Raw genomic sequence first — 15,485 nt, 5'->3', positions numbered from 1 at the left:
GGCCGCTTCGCGGCGTCCCGGTCTCCCGAGATCGCCGACCCGGTCGCCCGGAACTGCCGACTCGCGGTACCGGAACTAACGCGACCCCGGCCCGGCCCTCCTGCAGATCGGGGTCCGCCGTGGTCGGTAGGGGTCGTGGGGGTGAGCTGCGGTGACGGGGTTGCGGCGGTTCCTCTCCGCGCCGCCGGCCGAGGAGGCGGTGGTGCGGTGCGAGCTGTGCGCCACCCCGATGCCGGAGGAGCACCCGCACCTGGTGCACGTGGTGGACCGCCGGCTGTTGTGCGCGTGCGGGCCGTGCGCCTTCCTGTTCGACGCCCCCGGTGCCGGCGGGTACGCCCGCGTGCCGGACCGCTACCTCGCCGATCCCGGCTCCGCGCCCTCCGGGCCGGAGTGGGACGCCCTGCAGATCCCGGTCGGGATCGCGTTCTTCCTGCGCAACTCGGTGCGCGAGGCCGTCGTCGCCTGCTACCCGAGCCCGGCGGGGGCGACCGAGAGCGAGCTGACGCTCGACGCGTGGGCGGCCGGCCCGGGTGCGAGCCCGCTCGCCGCGGAGCTGCACCCGGACGTCGAGGCGCTCCTGGTGCGCCGCGAGCCCGCCGCCTGCCTGCTCGTCCCGATCGACGCCTGCTACCGGCTCGTCGGGCTGGTCCGGCTGCACTGGCGCGGCTTCGACGGCGGGCCCGAGGCACGCGAGGCGATCGACGCGTTCTTCGCCGAGCTCCACGAGCGGGCCCGGCCGATCGGGAGCAGGGTCTGACGTGCTCCGCTTCGCCTGCACGGGATCACGGCCCGAACCCCACGCGGCCGGGCCCGCGCTGCGCCTCGACCTGCGGATCGACGACGGCACCGGCCGCCGGGTGCACACCGTCGCGCTCCGGGTGCAGGTCCGCATCGACCCGCGGCTCCGCCGCTACACACCCGACGAGACCGCGCGGCTCACCGACCTCTTCGGCGAGCCCGACCGCTGGGGCGACACGCTCACCCCGCTGCAGCTCGCCACGGTCCCGGTGCTCACGCCGGCGTTCACGGGGAGCGTCACCGTGCCGGTCACGGTCCCGCTGACCTACGACCTCGACGTCGCGGCCGCGCGGTACCTGCACGGCGTGGGCGGAGGGACCGGCGAGGTGCCGCTGCTGCTCCTCTTCTCCGGCACCCTGTTCTATGCCGGCGACACCGGTGTGCAGGTCGGCCCGGTGCCCTGGCAGGAGGAGGCGCACCACCGGCTCCCGGTCGCGGTCTGGCGTGCGGCGATGGACGAGCACTTCCCCGGCGCCGGCTGGGTGCGCCTGCGCCGCGACACCCTCGACCGGCTGGCCGCCTTCCGCTCGGCGCACACCCTCCCCACCTGGGACGACGCCGTCGAGCGGCTGTTGAAGGAGGCCGACCGTGGCTGAAGCCGGACTGCACGACCTCCTCTTCGCCGACGCCGCCGCCGTCGCCGACGCCGTGCTCTTCGAGGGCTACCTGCTCTACCCCTACCGCGCCTCCGCGCAGAAGAACCGGATCCGGTGGCAGTGGGGCGTCCTCGTGCCGCAGGGGTACGGCGCCGACTCCGGCGAGACGTCGGCCAACCGGACCGAGTGTGTGCTCGAGACCCGCGGCCCCGATCCCGTGCTGCACCTGCGGCTGCGGTTCCTGCACCGGGAGCGGCGCACGGTGACCGGCCCGGGAGGCGAGCCGGTCGAGGCGGTCGAGGTCGGCGCCGCCCGCCACGTCTCCTTCGAGGAGGGCCGCCCGCGGCACGTCGACGCGGTGCTCCCCCTCGTCGCCGGTGCCGGGGACCTGCTGGTCCCGGTGCACGTGGAGGGCGACCGTGCCGTCGAGACGCTGCACCACCCCGACGGCGGCGTCGCCGGCCACGTCGTCCGGACCCGGGAACCGCTCGACGCGGAGATCCGCGTGCGGGCGGACGAGCCGCCCGGGCCGTACCCGGTGCTGCGGCTGCGCGTCGAGGTCCACAACCAGGCATCGGTGCCGCCCGGTGCCACCCGCGAGGAGGCGCTGGACCGTGCCGTGATCGGTACCCACCTGCTGCTCGGGCTCGATCGCGCGGTCTTCCTCTCCCCCACCGACCCGCCGGAGTGGGCCGCCCCGGTCGTCGTGGAGTGCCGCTGCGAGCACGCGTGGCCGGCGCTCGCCGGCCCGGAAGGCCGCTCCGACCTGCTGCTCTCCGCGCCGATCATCCTCGCCGACCACGCGACGATCGCCCCCGAGAGCAGGATCGACCTCTTCGACGGCACCGAGAACGACGAGCTCCTCACCCTCCGCACGATGACGCTCACCGACGCCGAGAAGGCCGAGGCCCGCGCCACCGACCCGCGCGCCGCCGCACTGCTCGACGCGGTGGACGGACTGCCGCCCGAGTACCTGGAACGGCTGCACGGGGCGATCCGGTCCCCGGTCCCGACGCTGCACACCCCCACCGGGAGCGACGGCCCGGACGTCACGCCGCCGGAGCGCCTCCCCTGGTGGGACCCCGCCGCCGACGCCGAGGTCGACCCCGAGCACGACACCGCCCTGGTCGGCGGGGTGCCCGTCGCCAAGGGCAGCGCGGTCCTGCTGCACCCGCGGCCGGGCGCCGACGCGCAGGACACCTTCCTGGCCGGCCTGCGCGCGACCGTCCAGGCCGTGGTCCACGACGTCGACGGGGCCGTCCACGTGGCCGTGTCGGTCGACGGCGACCCGGCCGCGGAGCTGCAGCTCGCGCACGGTCGTTTCCGGTACTTCCGGCCCGACGAGCTGGAGGTCGTGCCGTGACGGTGCTGGTCGCGGGCGTCGGCAACGTCCTCCGGTCCGACGACGGCTTCGGCGTCGAGGTCGCCCGCCGGCTCGTGCAGCGCGGCGGGCTGCCGGCCGGTGTCGAGGTGCTCGACGTCGGCATCCGCGGGGTGCACCTCGCCTACCACCTGCTCGACGGGTGCGCGGGCCTGCTGCTGGTCGACGTCGTGCACCGCGACGGCCCGCCCGGCACGCTCTACCGGCTGGAGCACACGCTCGCCGAGGCCGATCCGGAGGCGCGGCCTGAGGGGATCGCCCTCGACGGGCACGACATGAGCCCCGATCGCGTGCTGGGGCTGGTCCGCGACCTGGCCGCGGCGACGGGCGTCGCCGACCCCGTGGGCCGGGTCCTCGTGCTCGGCTGCGAACCGGCCGACCTCGGCGACGGGATCGGGCTCTCGCCCGCCGTCGCCGCGGCCGTCGACCCCGCGCTCGCCGCCGTCGACGACCTGCTCGCCCTGATGGTCCCGGAGGGAGCCGCCCGATGAAGATCGTGCTGTTGGCCCTGGTCGCCGCCGTCGCCGGAGCCGCCGCCGTGCTCACGGTGCGGTCCCGCGACGAGATCGCCCGCTACCGCAAGCTCAGCCGGATGTAGTACGGGGAACGGAGTTCCGAGATGTGCCTGGGGATCCCCGGTGAGGTGGTCGCGCTCCTGGAGGAGCACTCCGACCTCGCCATGGTCAGCGTCGAGGGGGTGCAGCGGGCCGTGAACATCGGGCTGCTGCGCGAGGAGAGCGACGGCCCGCTGGACCTCGTGCCCGGCGACTGGGTGCTCATCCATGTCGGCTTCGCCCTGTCGAAGATCGACGAGCAGGAGGCGAAGGCCTCGCTGGAGTGGCTGACGGGCGTCGGCGACGCCTACACCGACGAGCTCGACGCGCTGGCCGCGTCGGACATCACCTAGCGGAGCGCAGCGATGAAGTACGTCGACGAGTACCGCGACGCGGACACCGCCCGCGCCCTGTCCACCGCCATCACCGCGCTCTGCGAGCCGGGCCGCCGCTACTCCTTCATGGAGATCTGCGGCGGCCACACCCACACCATCTACAAGCACGGGCTCGAGGACCACCTGCCGGAGGCGATCTCGCTGGTCCACGGGCCGGGCTGCCCGGTCTGCGTGATCCCGATGGGCCGGGTCGACGACGCGATCGCGCTGGCCGAGCACGACGACGTGATCCTCACGTCGTTCGGGGACATGCTGCGCGTCCCCGGCGGGCGCGGGTCCTTCCTCGACGCCAAGGCCGCCGGCGCGGACATCCGGATGGTCTACTCGCCGCTCGACTCGCTGAAGATCGCGCGGCAGAACCCGGACAAGCGCGTGGTGTTCTTCGCGATCGGGTTCGAGACCACCACCCCGTCGACGGCGATGACGATCCTGCGCGCCGAGGCCGAGGGGCTCGGGAACTTCTCGGTGTTCTGCAACCACGTGCGGGTGTGCCCGGCGATCACCGCCATCCTGGAGTCGCCCGACCTCAACCTCGACGGCTTCATCGGCCCCGGTCACGTGTCCACGGTGATCGGCTGCGCGCCCTACGAGTACGTGCCGCGGGACTACGGCAAGCCGCTGGTCACCTCCGGCTTCGAGCCGCTGGACATCCTCGACTCGATCCACCGGCTGCTGCGGCAGTTCGCCGAGGGCCGCTGCGAGGTCGAGAACGAGTACGGCCGGGTGGTGCCGTGGGCGGGCAACCCGCGGGCGCTCGCCGTGATCGACAAGGTCATGGAGGTCCGCGAGACCTTCGAGTGGCGCGGGCTGGGCTGGATCCCCGAGTCGGCGATGCGGCTGCGCGAGGAGTACGCCGCGTTCGACGCCGAGCGGATCTTCTCGGTGCCGGGCGTGCGGGTCGCGGACCCGTCGGCGTGCCAGTGCGGCGAGGTGCTGCGCGGGCTGATCAAGCCGTGGGAGTGCAAGGTCTTCGGCACCGCCTGCACCCCCGAGACGCCGATCGGGACCTGCATGGTCTCCAGCGAGGGCGCCTGCGCCGCGTACTACAACTTCGGCCGGTTCAGCCGGGCGCGCGTCAAGGAGGCGACGCTGCGGTGAGTGACCCTGCTGTGAGTGAGAGGGAGACCAGGGCGGACTGGGCCGAGGAGGCGGTGCGGTCCGCCCGCCCCCACGGACACGGCGTGACCGAGGAGCAGGTCCTCGAGCGGATCGCCCGCGCACGGGCCCGGGCGCCACGGATCCGCGACGAGCGGATCACCCTCGCGCACGGGGCCGGCGGCAAGGCCACTCACACGCTGATCGAAGCGGTGTTCCTGGAGGCCTTCCGCAACCCGCTGCTCGAACCGCTCGACGACGGCGCCGCGCTGACCACCCCCGCCGGGCGGCTGGCCTTCACCACGGACTCGTTCGTGGTGTCGCCGCTGTTCTTCCCCGGCGGCGACATCGGGGACCTCGCCGTGAACGGCACGGTCAACGACCTCGCGATGTGCGGCGCGCGGCCGATGCACCTCTCGGCCGGGTTCATCCTCGAGGAGGGCTTCCCGGTCGCCGACCTGCGCCGGATCACCGCCTCGATGGCCGCGGCCGCCGACGCCGCCGGCGTCACGATCGTCACCGGGGACACCAAGGTCGTGCAGCGGGGCAAGGCCGACGGCTGCTACGTGACGACGGCGGGCGTCGGGTTGCTGGAACGCGACGTCACGCTGTCCGCGGCGAACGCACGGCCCGGCGACGTCGTGCTGGTCTCCGGCCCGGTGGGCGACCACGGGATCACGGTCATGCTGGCCCGCGGCGAGCTCGACATCTCCGCGGACCTGGTGTCGGACACCGCGCCCCTGCACGGGATCGCGGCGGCCCTGCTCGACGCGGCCGGCGACGGCGTCCGGTTGCTGCGCGACGCGACCCGCGGCGGGGTGGCGACCATCTGCAACGAGGTGGCGACCAGCTCGTCGGTCGCGGTGGTGCTGGAGGAACGGGCCATCCCGGTCCGCCCGGTCGTGACCGGGGCCGCGGAGCTGCTCGGCATCGACCCGCTGTACGTGGCGTGCGAGGGCCGCTTCGTCGCCGTCGTCGCACCCGATCGGGCCGACGCCGCGCTGGCCGCGCTGAAGGCGCACCCGCTCGGCGAGGGCGCCGCCCGGATCGGCGCGGTCGGCGACGACCCGCCCGGGCTCGTGTTGCTGCGCACCGGGTTCGGCGGCACGCGGATCGTCGACCTGCTCGTGGGCGACCCGCTGCCGCGGATCTGCTGACGGGCATGCACGAGCTGTCGATCACGCAGTCGGTCGTGGACGCGATCGGCGAACGGCTCGGCGCCGCGCCCGTGCGGCGGGTGCGGCTGGAGATCGGGCGGCTGTCGGGCGTGGTGCCCGACGCCGTCCGGTTCTGCTTCGAGCTGGTCACGGCCGGGACGCCCCTGGAGGGCGCGGTGCTCGAGATCGACGAGCCGGAGGGCGAGGCGCGCTGCCGTTCCTGCGGTGCCGAGTTCGCCACCTCCGAGGTGTTGCCGTTGTGCGCCTGCGGGAGCGCCGACGTCGAGGTGCTGGGCGGGGCGTCGCTGCGGATCCGCGAGGTCGAGCTCGTCGCGCCGGGAGACGTCCGGGGCGACGTCCGGGGCGAGGGTGTCCGGGGCGAGGGTGTCCGGGGCGACGTCCGGGGAGCGGAGGTGGACTGATGTGCGCGACCTGCGGGTGCGGCGGGGACGGGGTGCGGATCGGCGAAGCGGGGCACGGTCACGGTCACGCTCCCCCGGGTCGGCACGGGCATCCCGACGCGGTCGTGAGTGCGGATGGTCGCCATGGCGACCATCGCCACTCACAGCGGGTGGAGATCGAGGTCGACCTCCTCGCCGGGAACGAGGCCCTGGCCGGGCGCAACCGGCGGCGGCTCGACGCCGCGGGGATCCGGGCGGTCAACCTGATGAGCTCGCCGGGCTCCGGCAAGACCACGCTGGTGGAACGGACCGTGCGCGATCTGGGCGGCGAGGTGCCGTGCGCGGTGCTGGAGGGCGACCAGGAGACCGCGCTCGACGCCGACCGGATCGCCGCGACCGGGGCCCCCGCCGTGCAGATCAACACCGGCGCCGGCTGCCACCTCGACGCCGACATGGTGGCCCGCGGGCTCGACGCGCTCGACCCGCCGCCCGGGAGCCTGGTGTTCGTGGAGAACGTCGGGAACCTGGTGTGCCCCGCGCTCTTCGCGCTCGGCGAGCACGCCCGCGTCGTGATCATGTCCGTGACCGAGGGCGCCGACAAGCCGCTGAAGTACCCGCACATGTTCCGGACCGCCGACCTCGTGCTCCTCACGAAGGTCGACCTGCTGCCGTACGTGGACCTCGACGTCGCCCGCTGGGTCGGGTACGCGCGGCGGGCGCGGCCGGGTGTCGCGGTGCTGGAGGTCAGCGCGACCCGCGGGGACGGGCTGGACGGGTGGTACGACTGGCTCCGCGGGCTGGTCACGAGCCCGGCGACGAGCCCGGCGACGAGCCCGGGGACGAACTCGGTCAGGAGCTCGGTCACGACCGCCGGGCCGCCGCCACCGCCACCTGCCCGAGGCTGATCCCGCCGTCGTTGCACGGCAGCCGGGAGTGCACGAGCACTCGCAGCCCGGCCGCCGCACAGCCGGACCGCACGGCGTCGAGCAGCAGGAGGTTCTGGAACACCCCGCCGGACAGCGCGACCGTGTCCCGGCCGAGCATCCCCGCGGCGTCGACCGCGGCGCCGACGAGCAGCCCGGCGAGGCCGTGGTGGAACCGCGCGGCGACGACGGCCGGCGTGGTGCCGCCCCGCAGGTCCGCCACCACGGCCCGGACCAGCTCGGAGCCGCGCAGCAGCCCGCCCCCGCGCCCGGCCGGGTAGCCCTCCCGCACGGACCGGTCGGCGCAGCGCTCCAGCTCGATCGCGGCCTGCCCCTCGTACGTCACGCGGTCGCGGACCCCGCAGAGCGCGGCCACGGCGTCGAACAGCCGACCGGCGCTGGTCGTGACCGGCAGGTCGAGCCGCGAGTCGAGCAGCCGCTGCACGGTCGCCCACTCCGGGCCGACGCGCTCGGCGAGCCCGGGCAGCTCCTCCCCCGCCGCCCGCAGCCAGGCGGCGGCGGTGCGCCAGGGCTGCCGGATCGCCGTCGCGCCGCCGGGCAGGGGCACCGGCTCCAGGTGTGCCACCCGGGTGCAGCCGGTGAGCGAGACGTCGAGGACCTCCCCGCCCCAGAGCGTGCCGTCCGTGCCGTAGCCCAGGCCGTCGCAGGCCAGGCCGACCACGGGCCCGGTCTCGCCGTGCTCGGCCAGGCACCCGGCCAGGTGGGCGTGGTGGTGCTGGACGCCGACGAGCTCGGCCCCGACGTTCTCGGCGTGCGCGAGCGCCCACTTCGTCGACAGGTAGTCCGGGTGCAGGTCGTGGGCCACGACCTCGGGCTCGACGTCCAGGAGCCGGCCCACGTGCGTGATCCCGTCGGTGAACGCGCGCAGGGTCTCCGCGTTCTCCAGGTCGCCGATGTGGTGCGACACGAAGGCCTCGCCGCCCCGGAGCAGGCAGAAGGTGTTCTTCAGCTCGGCCCCGCACCCGAGGATCGGCGCGCGGGCGGCGACGGCGAGCGGGATCGGTTCCGGGGCGTACCCCCGGGAGCGGCGCACGAGGTACGGGCGGTCGCGGACCACGCGCAGCACGGAGTCGTCGGCGCGGGTGCGGATCGGGCGGTCGTGGACCAGGGCGGCGTCGGCGATGGCCGGGAGCCGGGCCGCGGCGTCGTCGTCCCGGTGGGCGATGGGTTCGTCCGAGACGTTGCCGCTGGTCAGCACCAGGGGCGCGCCGACGGCCGCGAGCAGCAGGTGGTGCACGGGCGTGTAGGGCAGGAACAGCCCCAGGTGCCGGTCGCCGGGCGCGACGGCCGCCGCCACCGCCGCGTCCGAGCGGCGGCGCAGCAGCACGATCGGGGCGCGCCGGGAGCTCAGCTCCGCCGCCTCAACCACGTCCACCTCGCCGAGCTCCGCCGCCGTGGCCAGCTCCGGGACCAGCACCGCGAAGGGCTTGTCCTCGCGGTGCTTCCGGGTCCGCAGGGTGGCGACGGCGAGCTCGTCGGCGGCGACGGCGGCCAGGTGGTAGCCGCCCAGCCCCTTCACCGCGACGACGGCGCCCTGCAGGAGCGCCGCGGCGGCGTCGACGATCGGCTCCCGGTCGTCCCCCTGCTCCCCCGCCGCCCACGCGTCGGCCGGGAGGAACCGCAGCACCGGCCCGCAGTCGTGGCAGCAGATCGGCTGGGCGTGGAAGCGGCGGTCGGCGGGGTCGTGGTACTCGCGGGCGCACGCCGGGCACATCGGGAAGCCGGCCATCGTGGTCGTGGCCCGGTCGTAGGGCACGCCGGTCACGATCGTGAACCGCGGCCCGCAGTTCGTGCAGGAGATGAAGGGGTGCCGGTACCGGCGGTCGCCGGGGTCGTGCAGCTCGCGCAGGCAGTCGGCGCACGTCGCGAGGTCCGGCGAGATCAGCGTCGCGGCGGCTCCTCCGGCCGTGCTGGGCGCGATCGTGAAGGTGTCCTCGCCACGCACCGGAAGGGGCTCCGCCGTGACAGAGCTGACCAGGGCCGGCCCGGGCGGGTGCGTCCGGATCTCGGTGAGCAGGGCCTCCAGCGCCGCGGGCGGGCCCTCGGCCTCGATCACGACCCCGCGCTCGTCGTTGCCCACGAACCCCGCCAGGCCGAGCCGGCCCGCGAGGACGTGCACGAACGGGCGGAACCCGACGCCCTGCACGATCCCGGTGACCCGGATCGCCGCCCGCACCACCCCGGCGCCGGTCGTGGACCCCGCCGTGGATCCGGTCGTCACGGCGGGTCGGCGCGCCCGATCGCCTCTCCGGCGTGCACGAGCACGACGTCGCCCACCGCGGCCTCGACGAGCGCGACGCTCACCTCCTCCCGGGTGCCGGCCGCGGTGCGGACCTCGGCGAGGTCGTCGCCGAGCAGCCGCAGCACGGTGACCGGCACGGCCGTGTCCGAGCACGTGATGCAGACCGGCCCGGAGCAGTCCGGGGCCGGCTCAGCGGGCGGCGCGCCCGGCCCCCGGGCGGGCGTGGGTGCGGTCCTGTCCGAACCCGTCATCCGGCACCTCCTCGCGGCCGGGCGGACCGGCCGTCGAGCGCTCGTAGCGGTCCAGGAAGAGGTGGAGGGCGTCGTCGACCTGGCGCAGCTCGGCGGCCTGCAGGTCGAGGAAGGCCTCGCCCTCGCCGGTCAGCCGGTAGGTGCGGCGGGCGGGCCCGGCCTTCGGGATGGACCATTGCGAGCGCACCAGGCCGCGTCGCTCCAGGCCGCGGAGCGCGCGGTAGACACCTCCGGTGTCCCCCTCGCCGTCGTGCAGCGGGCCGAGCCGGGAGACGAGCTCGTAGCCGTGGTCGGCCTGCTCACGCAGCAGCAGGAGCAGGCAGGGTTGCAGGAAGTTGCGCGGTTCGAGCACGGCCATGCGAGCTCCCGGGATGATGGCGGCGGTGGACGCCTTCGGAAGCGATACTGGCCGCCTGTGACCTGGAGCACAAGGCCCGGATCGATCAGAGCAGGGCGGGCGTCCCGTCCCGCCGGACCGGGGCGCGACCTGCTGTGAGGGCGTGCAGCGCGGCCAGGCAGACGGCCAGCCACGCCCCGCCGAGGAACCACCCGGCGAGCACGTCCGTGAACCAGTGGACGCCCAGGTAGAGCCGCGAGACCCCGATGAGGACGATCGTCACGGCGGCGGTGCCGAGCGCGGCCACGCGCACCACGACGGAGCGCACGAGCCGGACGGCGACGATCGCGACCACCCCCACGATCACGATCGACCCGAGCGCGTGCCCCGAGGGCAGCGACGGGTCGAACTGCGGCACCAGCTGGGTGGCGACGGGCGGGCGCGGCCGGGCGTAGAAGGCCTTGAAGGCGGGCACGAGCACCGCCACCCCGGCGCTCGCGACGGTGACCGTCGCGGCCTCCCACCAGTGCCGTCGCCACACGAGCAGCGCGACCGCGACGAGGGCCAGCACCAGGGTTCCGAGGGTGCCGCCGTAGCGGCTCGCCGTCTCCATCACCACGGTCCAGTCCGGTGCCCGGTGCGCCACGAGCCAGCCGAGCACGGGCCGGTCGGCGGCGGCGAGGCTGCTGTGGTCGGCCACCGAGTCGACCACCGTGGCCTGCGCCGTGAACAGGGTCGACGCGACGCCGGTCCCCCAGACCGCGGGCCGGCGCAGCACCCGGCGGGCCGGCGCGACCATCGCGCCGAGGGCGGGCAAGCCCGGCAGCGGAGCGCCCCCGGTGCCGGTGGTGGCGCGCAGCCCCACGCGGTAGGCGCACAGGGCGACCGCGGTCACCAGCCAGCACACCCAGACCAGCGCCCCGGCGCCCTGCTGGAGATCGGCGAACCGCACGGTGTGCCCCCTCGTCCTCTCGACGTCCCACCCGGCGGGCGGGATCCGACGACAGGGAGTGTGCGCCGCGGATGCTGTAGGGGCGCTGAGAGGAGTCGCTGGGAGCCGACGGCCGAGAGGACCGGGTTGATGCGTGCTGGGCCCGGGTGCCCCTCCCTCCGGGCCCAGCACGCGGGGCGGGCATCGTCGGCTCCCCAGCGACGATGCCGTGGCGTCCGCCGGATCCGGGCGTCGTGCCCCACCGGCTGAGAACAGTGGTAGTCACCGGTGGGCGGCCCTGTCCACGGGCTAGTAGATTCCGCGTCCACCTCGTCCAGGTTCGGGCCGGAAGGCCCTGGGTGGCGGCACGAGCCCCGAGGAGGGTGACGGGGTGGACGGTGGCATGGGCCATGGGCCGTGTCCGGGTCCCGCCGGGGTGTCGATCGGCGCCGCGGCGGAGTACGTCGGGGTGTCGGTCGAGACCCTGCGGGCGTGGCAGCGGCGCTACGGCGTCGGAGCCAGCGCGGTGACCCCCGGCGGCCATCGCCGGTACACCTTCGACGACCTGGTCCGGCTGCGCACCGTGCGGGACCTGGTCGAGGCGGGCGAGTCGACCGCCGCGGCCGTCCGGACCGTGCAGGGTCCCCGCCGGCTGCACGTCGCCCCCGAGCCGGACGTGTCCGCCGCGCGCAAGCTGGCCACGGCCTGCATGGAGCTCGACGGGCACGCCGCCCGCCACCTCGTCGGCGCCGCGCTGGCCGCCGAGGGCGTCGTCCGGACGTGGGAGACCCTGGTCCGGCCGGCGTTCGTCACGCTGGAGCGCCTGCCGCTGCCCGCGGCCCGCACGGTGGGCGCCGAGCACCTGCTCTCGCACGTCGTGACCGGGACGCTGGGCGCCCGGGTCGGCCGCGAGCCGCGGGACCGGTCCGCCGTCGTCCTGGCCTGCGCCCCCGCCGAGCAGCACGAGCTGCCGATGGCGGTGCTCGCCGCCGCCCTCGCGGAGCGTGCGGTGCGGGCGACCCTGCTCGGCAGCCGCACCCCGGCCGCGACGCTCCTGGCCGCCGCCGGGCTGCCCGACTCCGGCCGGATCGTCCTCTACGCGCACATGCACATCGACGACCCGGGCGGCGCGATCCGTTCCCTCCCCGACCCCGCGGCCGTGATCGCCGCCGGCCCGGCCTGGGACGGCGTGCCGCTCGACGCCGCCGTCCGGGTCTGCAACGGCGTGGCCGCCTGCCTCGCCGCGATCGGCACGGGGTGACGGCGGTCGTCGCCGCTAGTCCAGCTGCGGCCGGATCTCCGTGTGGAACCGGCCGAACAGCTCGCGCCCCTGGTCGGCGGTGCCGCGGATGGCGGGCACGATCAGCTCGTCGAGACCCGCCTCCCGCCAACGGCCGATGACGTCGACGATCTCGGCCACCGATCCGGCGACGATGCCGGCGGGCGCGTCCGCGGCGGAGCCGTCGATCTGCAGGACGGCCTGGGTGGAGCGCCGGATCGTGCGCGGGTCGCGGCCGATCCGCGCACAGTGCTCGTCGAGCACGGCGGACTTGTGCGCGAACACCTCCGGCGTGGACCAGCAGTTCCACTCGTCCGCGTACCGGGCCACGACGCCGAGCATCCGCTGCTCGCCCGAGGCCCCCAGCATGAGCGGGATCCGCCGGCCCGAGGTGACGGCCGGGGCGTCGGTGACCGTGTAGTGCGTGCCGGCGACGGTCGTCCGCGGGGTGCGGAGCAGGCCGTCGAGCACGGCCAGGCCCTCCTCGAGCCGGTCGATCCGCTCACGGACCGGGCCCAGCGCGATGCCGTACGCGGCGTGCTCGTTGAGCTGCCAGCCCGCGCCCATGCCCAGCACCAGCCGGCCGCCGCTGAGGTCGTCGATCGTGGCGGCCGCGGCGGCGAGCACCGCGGGGTGCCGGTAGGTCACGGACGCGACGAGGCTGCCCAGCCGGACCCGGGGCACCGCCGTCGCCAGGCCGGCGAGCACGCCGAAGCACTCGCGCAGCGGGGTGTCGGACCGCTCCTCGGTGCCCGTGTTGGCCATGAAGTGGTCGGCCACCCAGATGCCGTCGTAGCCGGCGGCCTCCACCTCCCGCGCCACCGCCACGATGTCCCCGGCCGACCACGTGGTGCCCAGCCAGGCCCCGACCGCCAGTTCCGCCACGTGTCCTCCTCGTTCGCGAGGGCCCAGGAGATCACGTGGGCGGCCCGCGCCGGCACCGGCCCCGGGCGACGGCCGGCGGGACCACACCGGGCGGCCCGGCCGCCGTTAGCATCGGCGGATGGCCTCGGTCCTGGTGGTGGAGGACGACGACACGATCGGCGACGTCGTGGCCTCCAGCCTGCGGTCGCACGGCTACGGGGTGGAGCTGGCACGGACGGGGGCGGCGGCGGTCGAGGCGGCCCGCGGTCCCGGCTTCGACCTCGTCCTGCTCGACCTCGGGCTGCCCGATCTCGACGGCGTGGAGGTCTGCCGGCGGCTGCGGCAGCGGCTGCCCGCCGCGGTGATCGTGATGCTCACGGCACGGCGGGCCGAGATGGACGTCGTCGTGGGGCTCGACGCGGGCGCGGACGACTACCTCACGAAGCCCGTCCGCCTGCACGAGCTGCTCGCCCGCATCCGCGCCCACCTGCGCCGCGCCGGGCCGCCCTCGGCGCCGTCGGTTGTGCAGCTGGGCGATTTGAGCCTCGACGTCGGCGGCCGGCGGGTGCTGGTGCAGGGGCGGGAGCTGGCGTTGCGCAGCAAGGAGTTCGACCTGCTCGCGCGGCTGGCCCGCGAGCCGGACACCGCCGTGAGCCGGGAGACGCTGATGGCCGACGTCTGGGACGAGCACTGGCACGGCCCCACCCGCACGCTCGACGTGCACGTCGCCTCGCTGCGCAGGCGCATCGCCTCCTTCGACGGGGCCCGGGTCCCGCGGATCACGACGCTGCGCGGGCACGGCTACCGGCTGGAGGACCCCGACCGCGTCGCGCCGGAGGGCTGACGGATGCGCAGTGCCGATCGGCGGAGGGCCGACCGGGGCCGCCCCGAGCCGGTCCGCCGCCGCCTGGTCGGGCTCACCGTCGTCACGGCCGCGATCGCCGTGGGGCTCTTCGGCATCCCGCTGGCCGTCGGGTTGGTGCAGTACAGCCTGGAGGACCAGGAGTCGGTGCTGCAGCGGACCGCCAGCCTCACCGCGCGGTCGGTGCAGAGCGAGCTGGCCCGCGGCGACGCCCCGACCGTGCTGCCGGACCTGCCGGCGGACGTCGTCCTCGGCGTCTACGACGGCGACGGCGACCTCGTCCTCGGCGACGGCCCGGACCCCGCGGGCGACGAGATCGGCCGCGCCCTCGACGGCCGGGGCTCGCACACCACCGTCGACGGCAGCATCGTCGTGACGGTGCCGGTGCCCGGGCGGCACGACCCCGACGGCGCCGTCCGCGCCGCGATGCCGGTCTCGGCGGTCTACGCCGGGCTCGTGCCCGTCTGGCTCGGGATGGCCGGGCTGGCCGGCGTGGTGCTGGTCACCGTGTGGCTGCTGGCCCGGCGCCAGGCCCGCCGGCTCGCGACACCGCTGGAGGACCTCGCGGGCGCCGCGCGCCGGCTCGGCGAGGGCGACTTCAGCGTGCGTACCGGCCGGGCGGGCGTCGCCGAGATCGACCAGGTGGGCGGGGCGCTGGACAGCACCGCCGAGCGGCTCGACGCGCTGCTGGCCCGGGAGCGCGCCTTCTCCCAGGACGCCTCGCACCAGCTGCGGACCCCGCTCACCGGGCTGCGGCTGCGGCTCGAGGCGGCGCTCGACCGGCCCGACGCGGACCTGAAGGCGGCGCTGGTGGCCGGGATCGCCGAGGCCGACCGCCTCGAGCGCACCATCGACGAGCTGCTCCAGCTCGCCCGGGAACGCACCGGCCGCGGCGCGCCGACGGACGTCGACGCGCTGGTCCGGGAGCTGGAGCCCGCTCGGGCCGAGCGGCTGGCGGTGTCCGGGCGCGGGCTGGTCGTGGACGTGGCACCGCAGCTGCCGCCGGCGGCCGCGTCGGCGGCGGCGATCCGGCAGATCCTCGGCGTGCTGCTGGACAACGCCGAGATCCACGGCGCCGGCACCGTGCGGATCGTGGTGCGCGAGTCCGGCGAGGCGCTGGCCGTCGACGTCGCCGACGAGGGCGCCGGGCCCGGCCCCGACCCGTTCGCCGCCCCGCCCGAACGGCGGGCGGCCGGCGACGGGGGCACCGGGATCCACGGGATCGGGCTGCCGCTGGCCCGCCGGCTCGCCGAGGCGGAGGGCGGGCGCCTGGTGCTGGGCCGGTCGGTCCCCCCGGTGTTCACGCTGTTCGTGCCGGCGGTGTGGCCGGAGGCCGTCGTCGACCCGGCCCCGGCCGAGCCCGAGCCGGCCGACGAGGTCCCGCTCGGCCGGTGACCG

The 15,485-nt window shown here is 75.8% G+C and carries 17 protein-coding genes; 12 read left to right on the top strand and 5 right to left on the bottom strand.

Going from position 1 to position 15,485, the window contains the following annotated elements:
- The first annotated feature begins 151 nt into the window (after positions 1 to 151).
- From AB0B41_RS13755 to hypB, 9 genes are all read left to right on the top strand, one after another.
- The gene (locus tag AB0B41_RS13755) at positions 152 to 757 is read left to right on the top strand and encodes a DUF5947 family protein (protein ID WP_358202629.1); all 606 of its coding nucleotides are present in this window, start codon (positions 152 to 154) and stop codon (positions 755 to 757) included.
- Between the two features lies 1 nt (position 758).
- Complete coding sequence (locus AB0B41_RS13750) at positions 759 to 1,394, top strand: DUF6084 family protein (protein WP_358202627.1); 636 nt, start codon at positions 759 to 761, stop codon at positions 1,392 to 1,394.
- Positions 1,387 to 2,757 (top strand): hypothetical protein, encoded by a 1,371-nt coding sequence (locus AB0B41_RS13745; protein WP_358202625.1) that lies wholly within the window; start codon positions 1,387 to 1,389, stop codon positions 2,755 to 2,757. Before AB0B41_RS13750 ends, AB0B41_RS13745 begins: the two co-directional genes overlap by 8 nt.
- Positions 2,754 to 3,266 (top strand): hydrogenase maturation protease, encoded by a 513-nt coding sequence (locus AB0B41_RS13740; RefSeq protein WP_358202623.1) that lies wholly within the window; start codon positions 2,754 to 2,756, stop codon positions 3,264 to 3,266. Before AB0B41_RS13745 ends, AB0B41_RS13740 begins: the two co-directional genes overlap by 4 nt.
- A gap of 128 nt (positions 3,267 to 3,394) precedes the next feature.
- Positions 3,395 to 3,682 carry a HypC/HybG/HupF family hydrogenase formation chaperone gene (gene hypC / locus AB0B41_RS13735; protein ID WP_232873010.1) on the top strand — a complete coding sequence of 96 codons (288 nt, stop codon included), beginning with the start codon at positions 3,395 to 3,397 and terminating at the stop codon, positions 3,680 to 3,682.
- A gap of 12 nt (positions 3,683 to 3,694) precedes the next feature.
- A complete protein-coding gene (gene hypD / locus AB0B41_RS13730) occupies positions 3,695 to 4,822 on the top strand; it encodes a hydrogenase formation protein HypD (protein WP_358202619.1) in 1,128 nt (375 codons plus the stop codon).
- An 83-nt stretch (positions 4,823 to 4,905) separates the two neighbouring features.
- The gene (hypE, locus tag AB0B41_RS13725) at positions 4,906 to 5,976 is read left to right on the top strand and encodes a hydrogenase expression/formation protein HypE (protein WP_358202720.1); all 1,071 of its coding nucleotides are present in this window, start codon (positions 4,906 to 4,908) and stop codon (positions 5,974 to 5,976) included.
- A gap of 5 nt (positions 5,977 to 5,981) precedes the next feature.
- Positions 5,982 to 6,398: a hydrogenase maturation nickel metallochaperone HypA gene (locus tag AB0B41_RS13720; protein WP_358202617.1), complete on the top strand. Its 417-nt coding sequence runs from the start codon at positions 5,982 to 5,984 to the stop codon at positions 6,396 to 6,398.
- Positions 6,398 to 7,282: a hydrogenase nickel incorporation protein HypB gene (gene hypB, locus AB0B41_RS13715; protein ID WP_358202614.1), complete on the top strand. Its 885-nt coding sequence runs from the start codon at positions 6,398 to 6,400 to the stop codon at positions 7,280 to 7,282. The genes AB0B41_RS13720 and hypB overlap by 1 nt, the downstream gene beginning before the upstream one ends.
- Here hypB and hypF read toward each other — a convergent pair.
- The 4 genes from hypF to AB0B41_RS13695 all read right to left on the bottom strand — a co-directional run bounded on the left by hypF (position 7,239) and on the right by AB0B41_RS13695 (position 11,103).
- The gene (gene hypF / locus AB0B41_RS13710) at positions 7,239 to 9,542 is read right to left on the bottom strand and encodes a carbamoyltransferase HypF (RefSeq protein WP_358202612.1); all 2,304 of its coding nucleotides are present in this window, start codon (positions 9,540 to 9,542) and stop codon (positions 7,239 to 7,241) included. The genes hypB and hypF overlap by 44 nt on opposite strands.
- The gene (locus AB0B41_RS13705; protein WP_358202610.1) at positions 9,539 to 9,814 is read right to left on the bottom strand and encodes a HypC/HybG/HupF family hydrogenase formation chaperone; all 276 of its coding nucleotides are present in this window, start codon (positions 9,812 to 9,814) and stop codon (positions 9,539 to 9,541) included. Before AB0B41_RS13705 ends, hypF begins: the two co-directional genes overlap by 4 nt.
- Positions 9,753 to 10,172, bottom strand: a complete 420-nt coding sequence (locus AB0B41_RS13700) for a helix-turn-helix transcriptional regulator (RefSeq protein ID WP_358202608.1) — start codon at positions 10,170 to 10,172, stop codon at positions 9,753 to 9,755. The genes AB0B41_RS13705 and AB0B41_RS13700 overlap by 62 nt, the downstream gene beginning before the upstream one ends.
- Positions 10,173 to 10,257: 85 nt before the next feature.
- Positions 10,258 to 11,103, bottom strand: a complete 846-nt coding sequence (locus AB0B41_RS13695) for a phosphatase PAP2 family protein (protein ID WP_358202605.1) — start codon at positions 11,101 to 11,103, stop codon at positions 10,258 to 10,260.
- Between the two features lie 370 nt (positions 11,104 to 11,473).
- Here AB0B41_RS13695 and AB0B41_RS13690 point away from each other — a divergent pair, with 370 nt between their 5' ends.
- A complete protein-coding gene (locus tag AB0B41_RS13690) occupies positions 11,474 to 12,343 on the top strand; it encodes a MerR family transcriptional regulator (protein WP_358202603.1) in 870 nt (289 codons plus the stop codon).
- A gap of 15 nt (positions 12,344 to 12,358) precedes the next feature.
- Here AB0B41_RS13690 and AB0B41_RS13685 read toward each other — a convergent pair whose 3' ends face one another.
- Positions 12,359 to 13,246 (bottom strand): LLM class flavin-dependent oxidoreductase, encoded by an 888-nt coding sequence (locus tag AB0B41_RS13685; RefSeq protein ID WP_358202601.1) that lies wholly within the window; start codon positions 13,244 to 13,246, stop codon positions 12,359 to 12,361.
- 118 nt (positions 13,247 to 13,364) lie between these two features.
- On the opposite strand from AB0B41_RS13685, the gene AB0B41_RS13680 reads away from it, so the two are divergent.
- Positions 13,365 to 14,069, top strand: a complete 705-nt coding sequence (locus tag AB0B41_RS13680) for a response regulator transcription factor (RefSeq protein WP_358202599.1) — start codon at positions 13,365 to 13,367, stop codon at positions 14,067 to 14,069.
- 3 nt (positions 14,070 to 14,072) lie between these two features.
- Positions 14,073 to 15,482 carry a HAMP domain-containing sensor histidine kinase gene (locus AB0B41_RS13675; RefSeq protein WP_358202597.1) on the top strand — a complete coding sequence of 470 codons (1,410 nt, stop codon included), beginning with the start codon at positions 14,073 to 14,075 and terminating at the stop codon, positions 15,480 to 15,482.
- Positions 15,483 to 15,485 lie beyond the last annotated feature (3 nt).

This window comes from Pseudonocardia sp. NPDC049154 (assembly GCF_040648315.1).
Classification (GTDB): Bacteria; Actinomycetota; Actinomycetes; order Mycobacteriales; family Pseudonocardiaceae; genus Pseudonocardia.
This window is presented reverse-complemented; position numbering and strand designations above follow the sequence as displayed.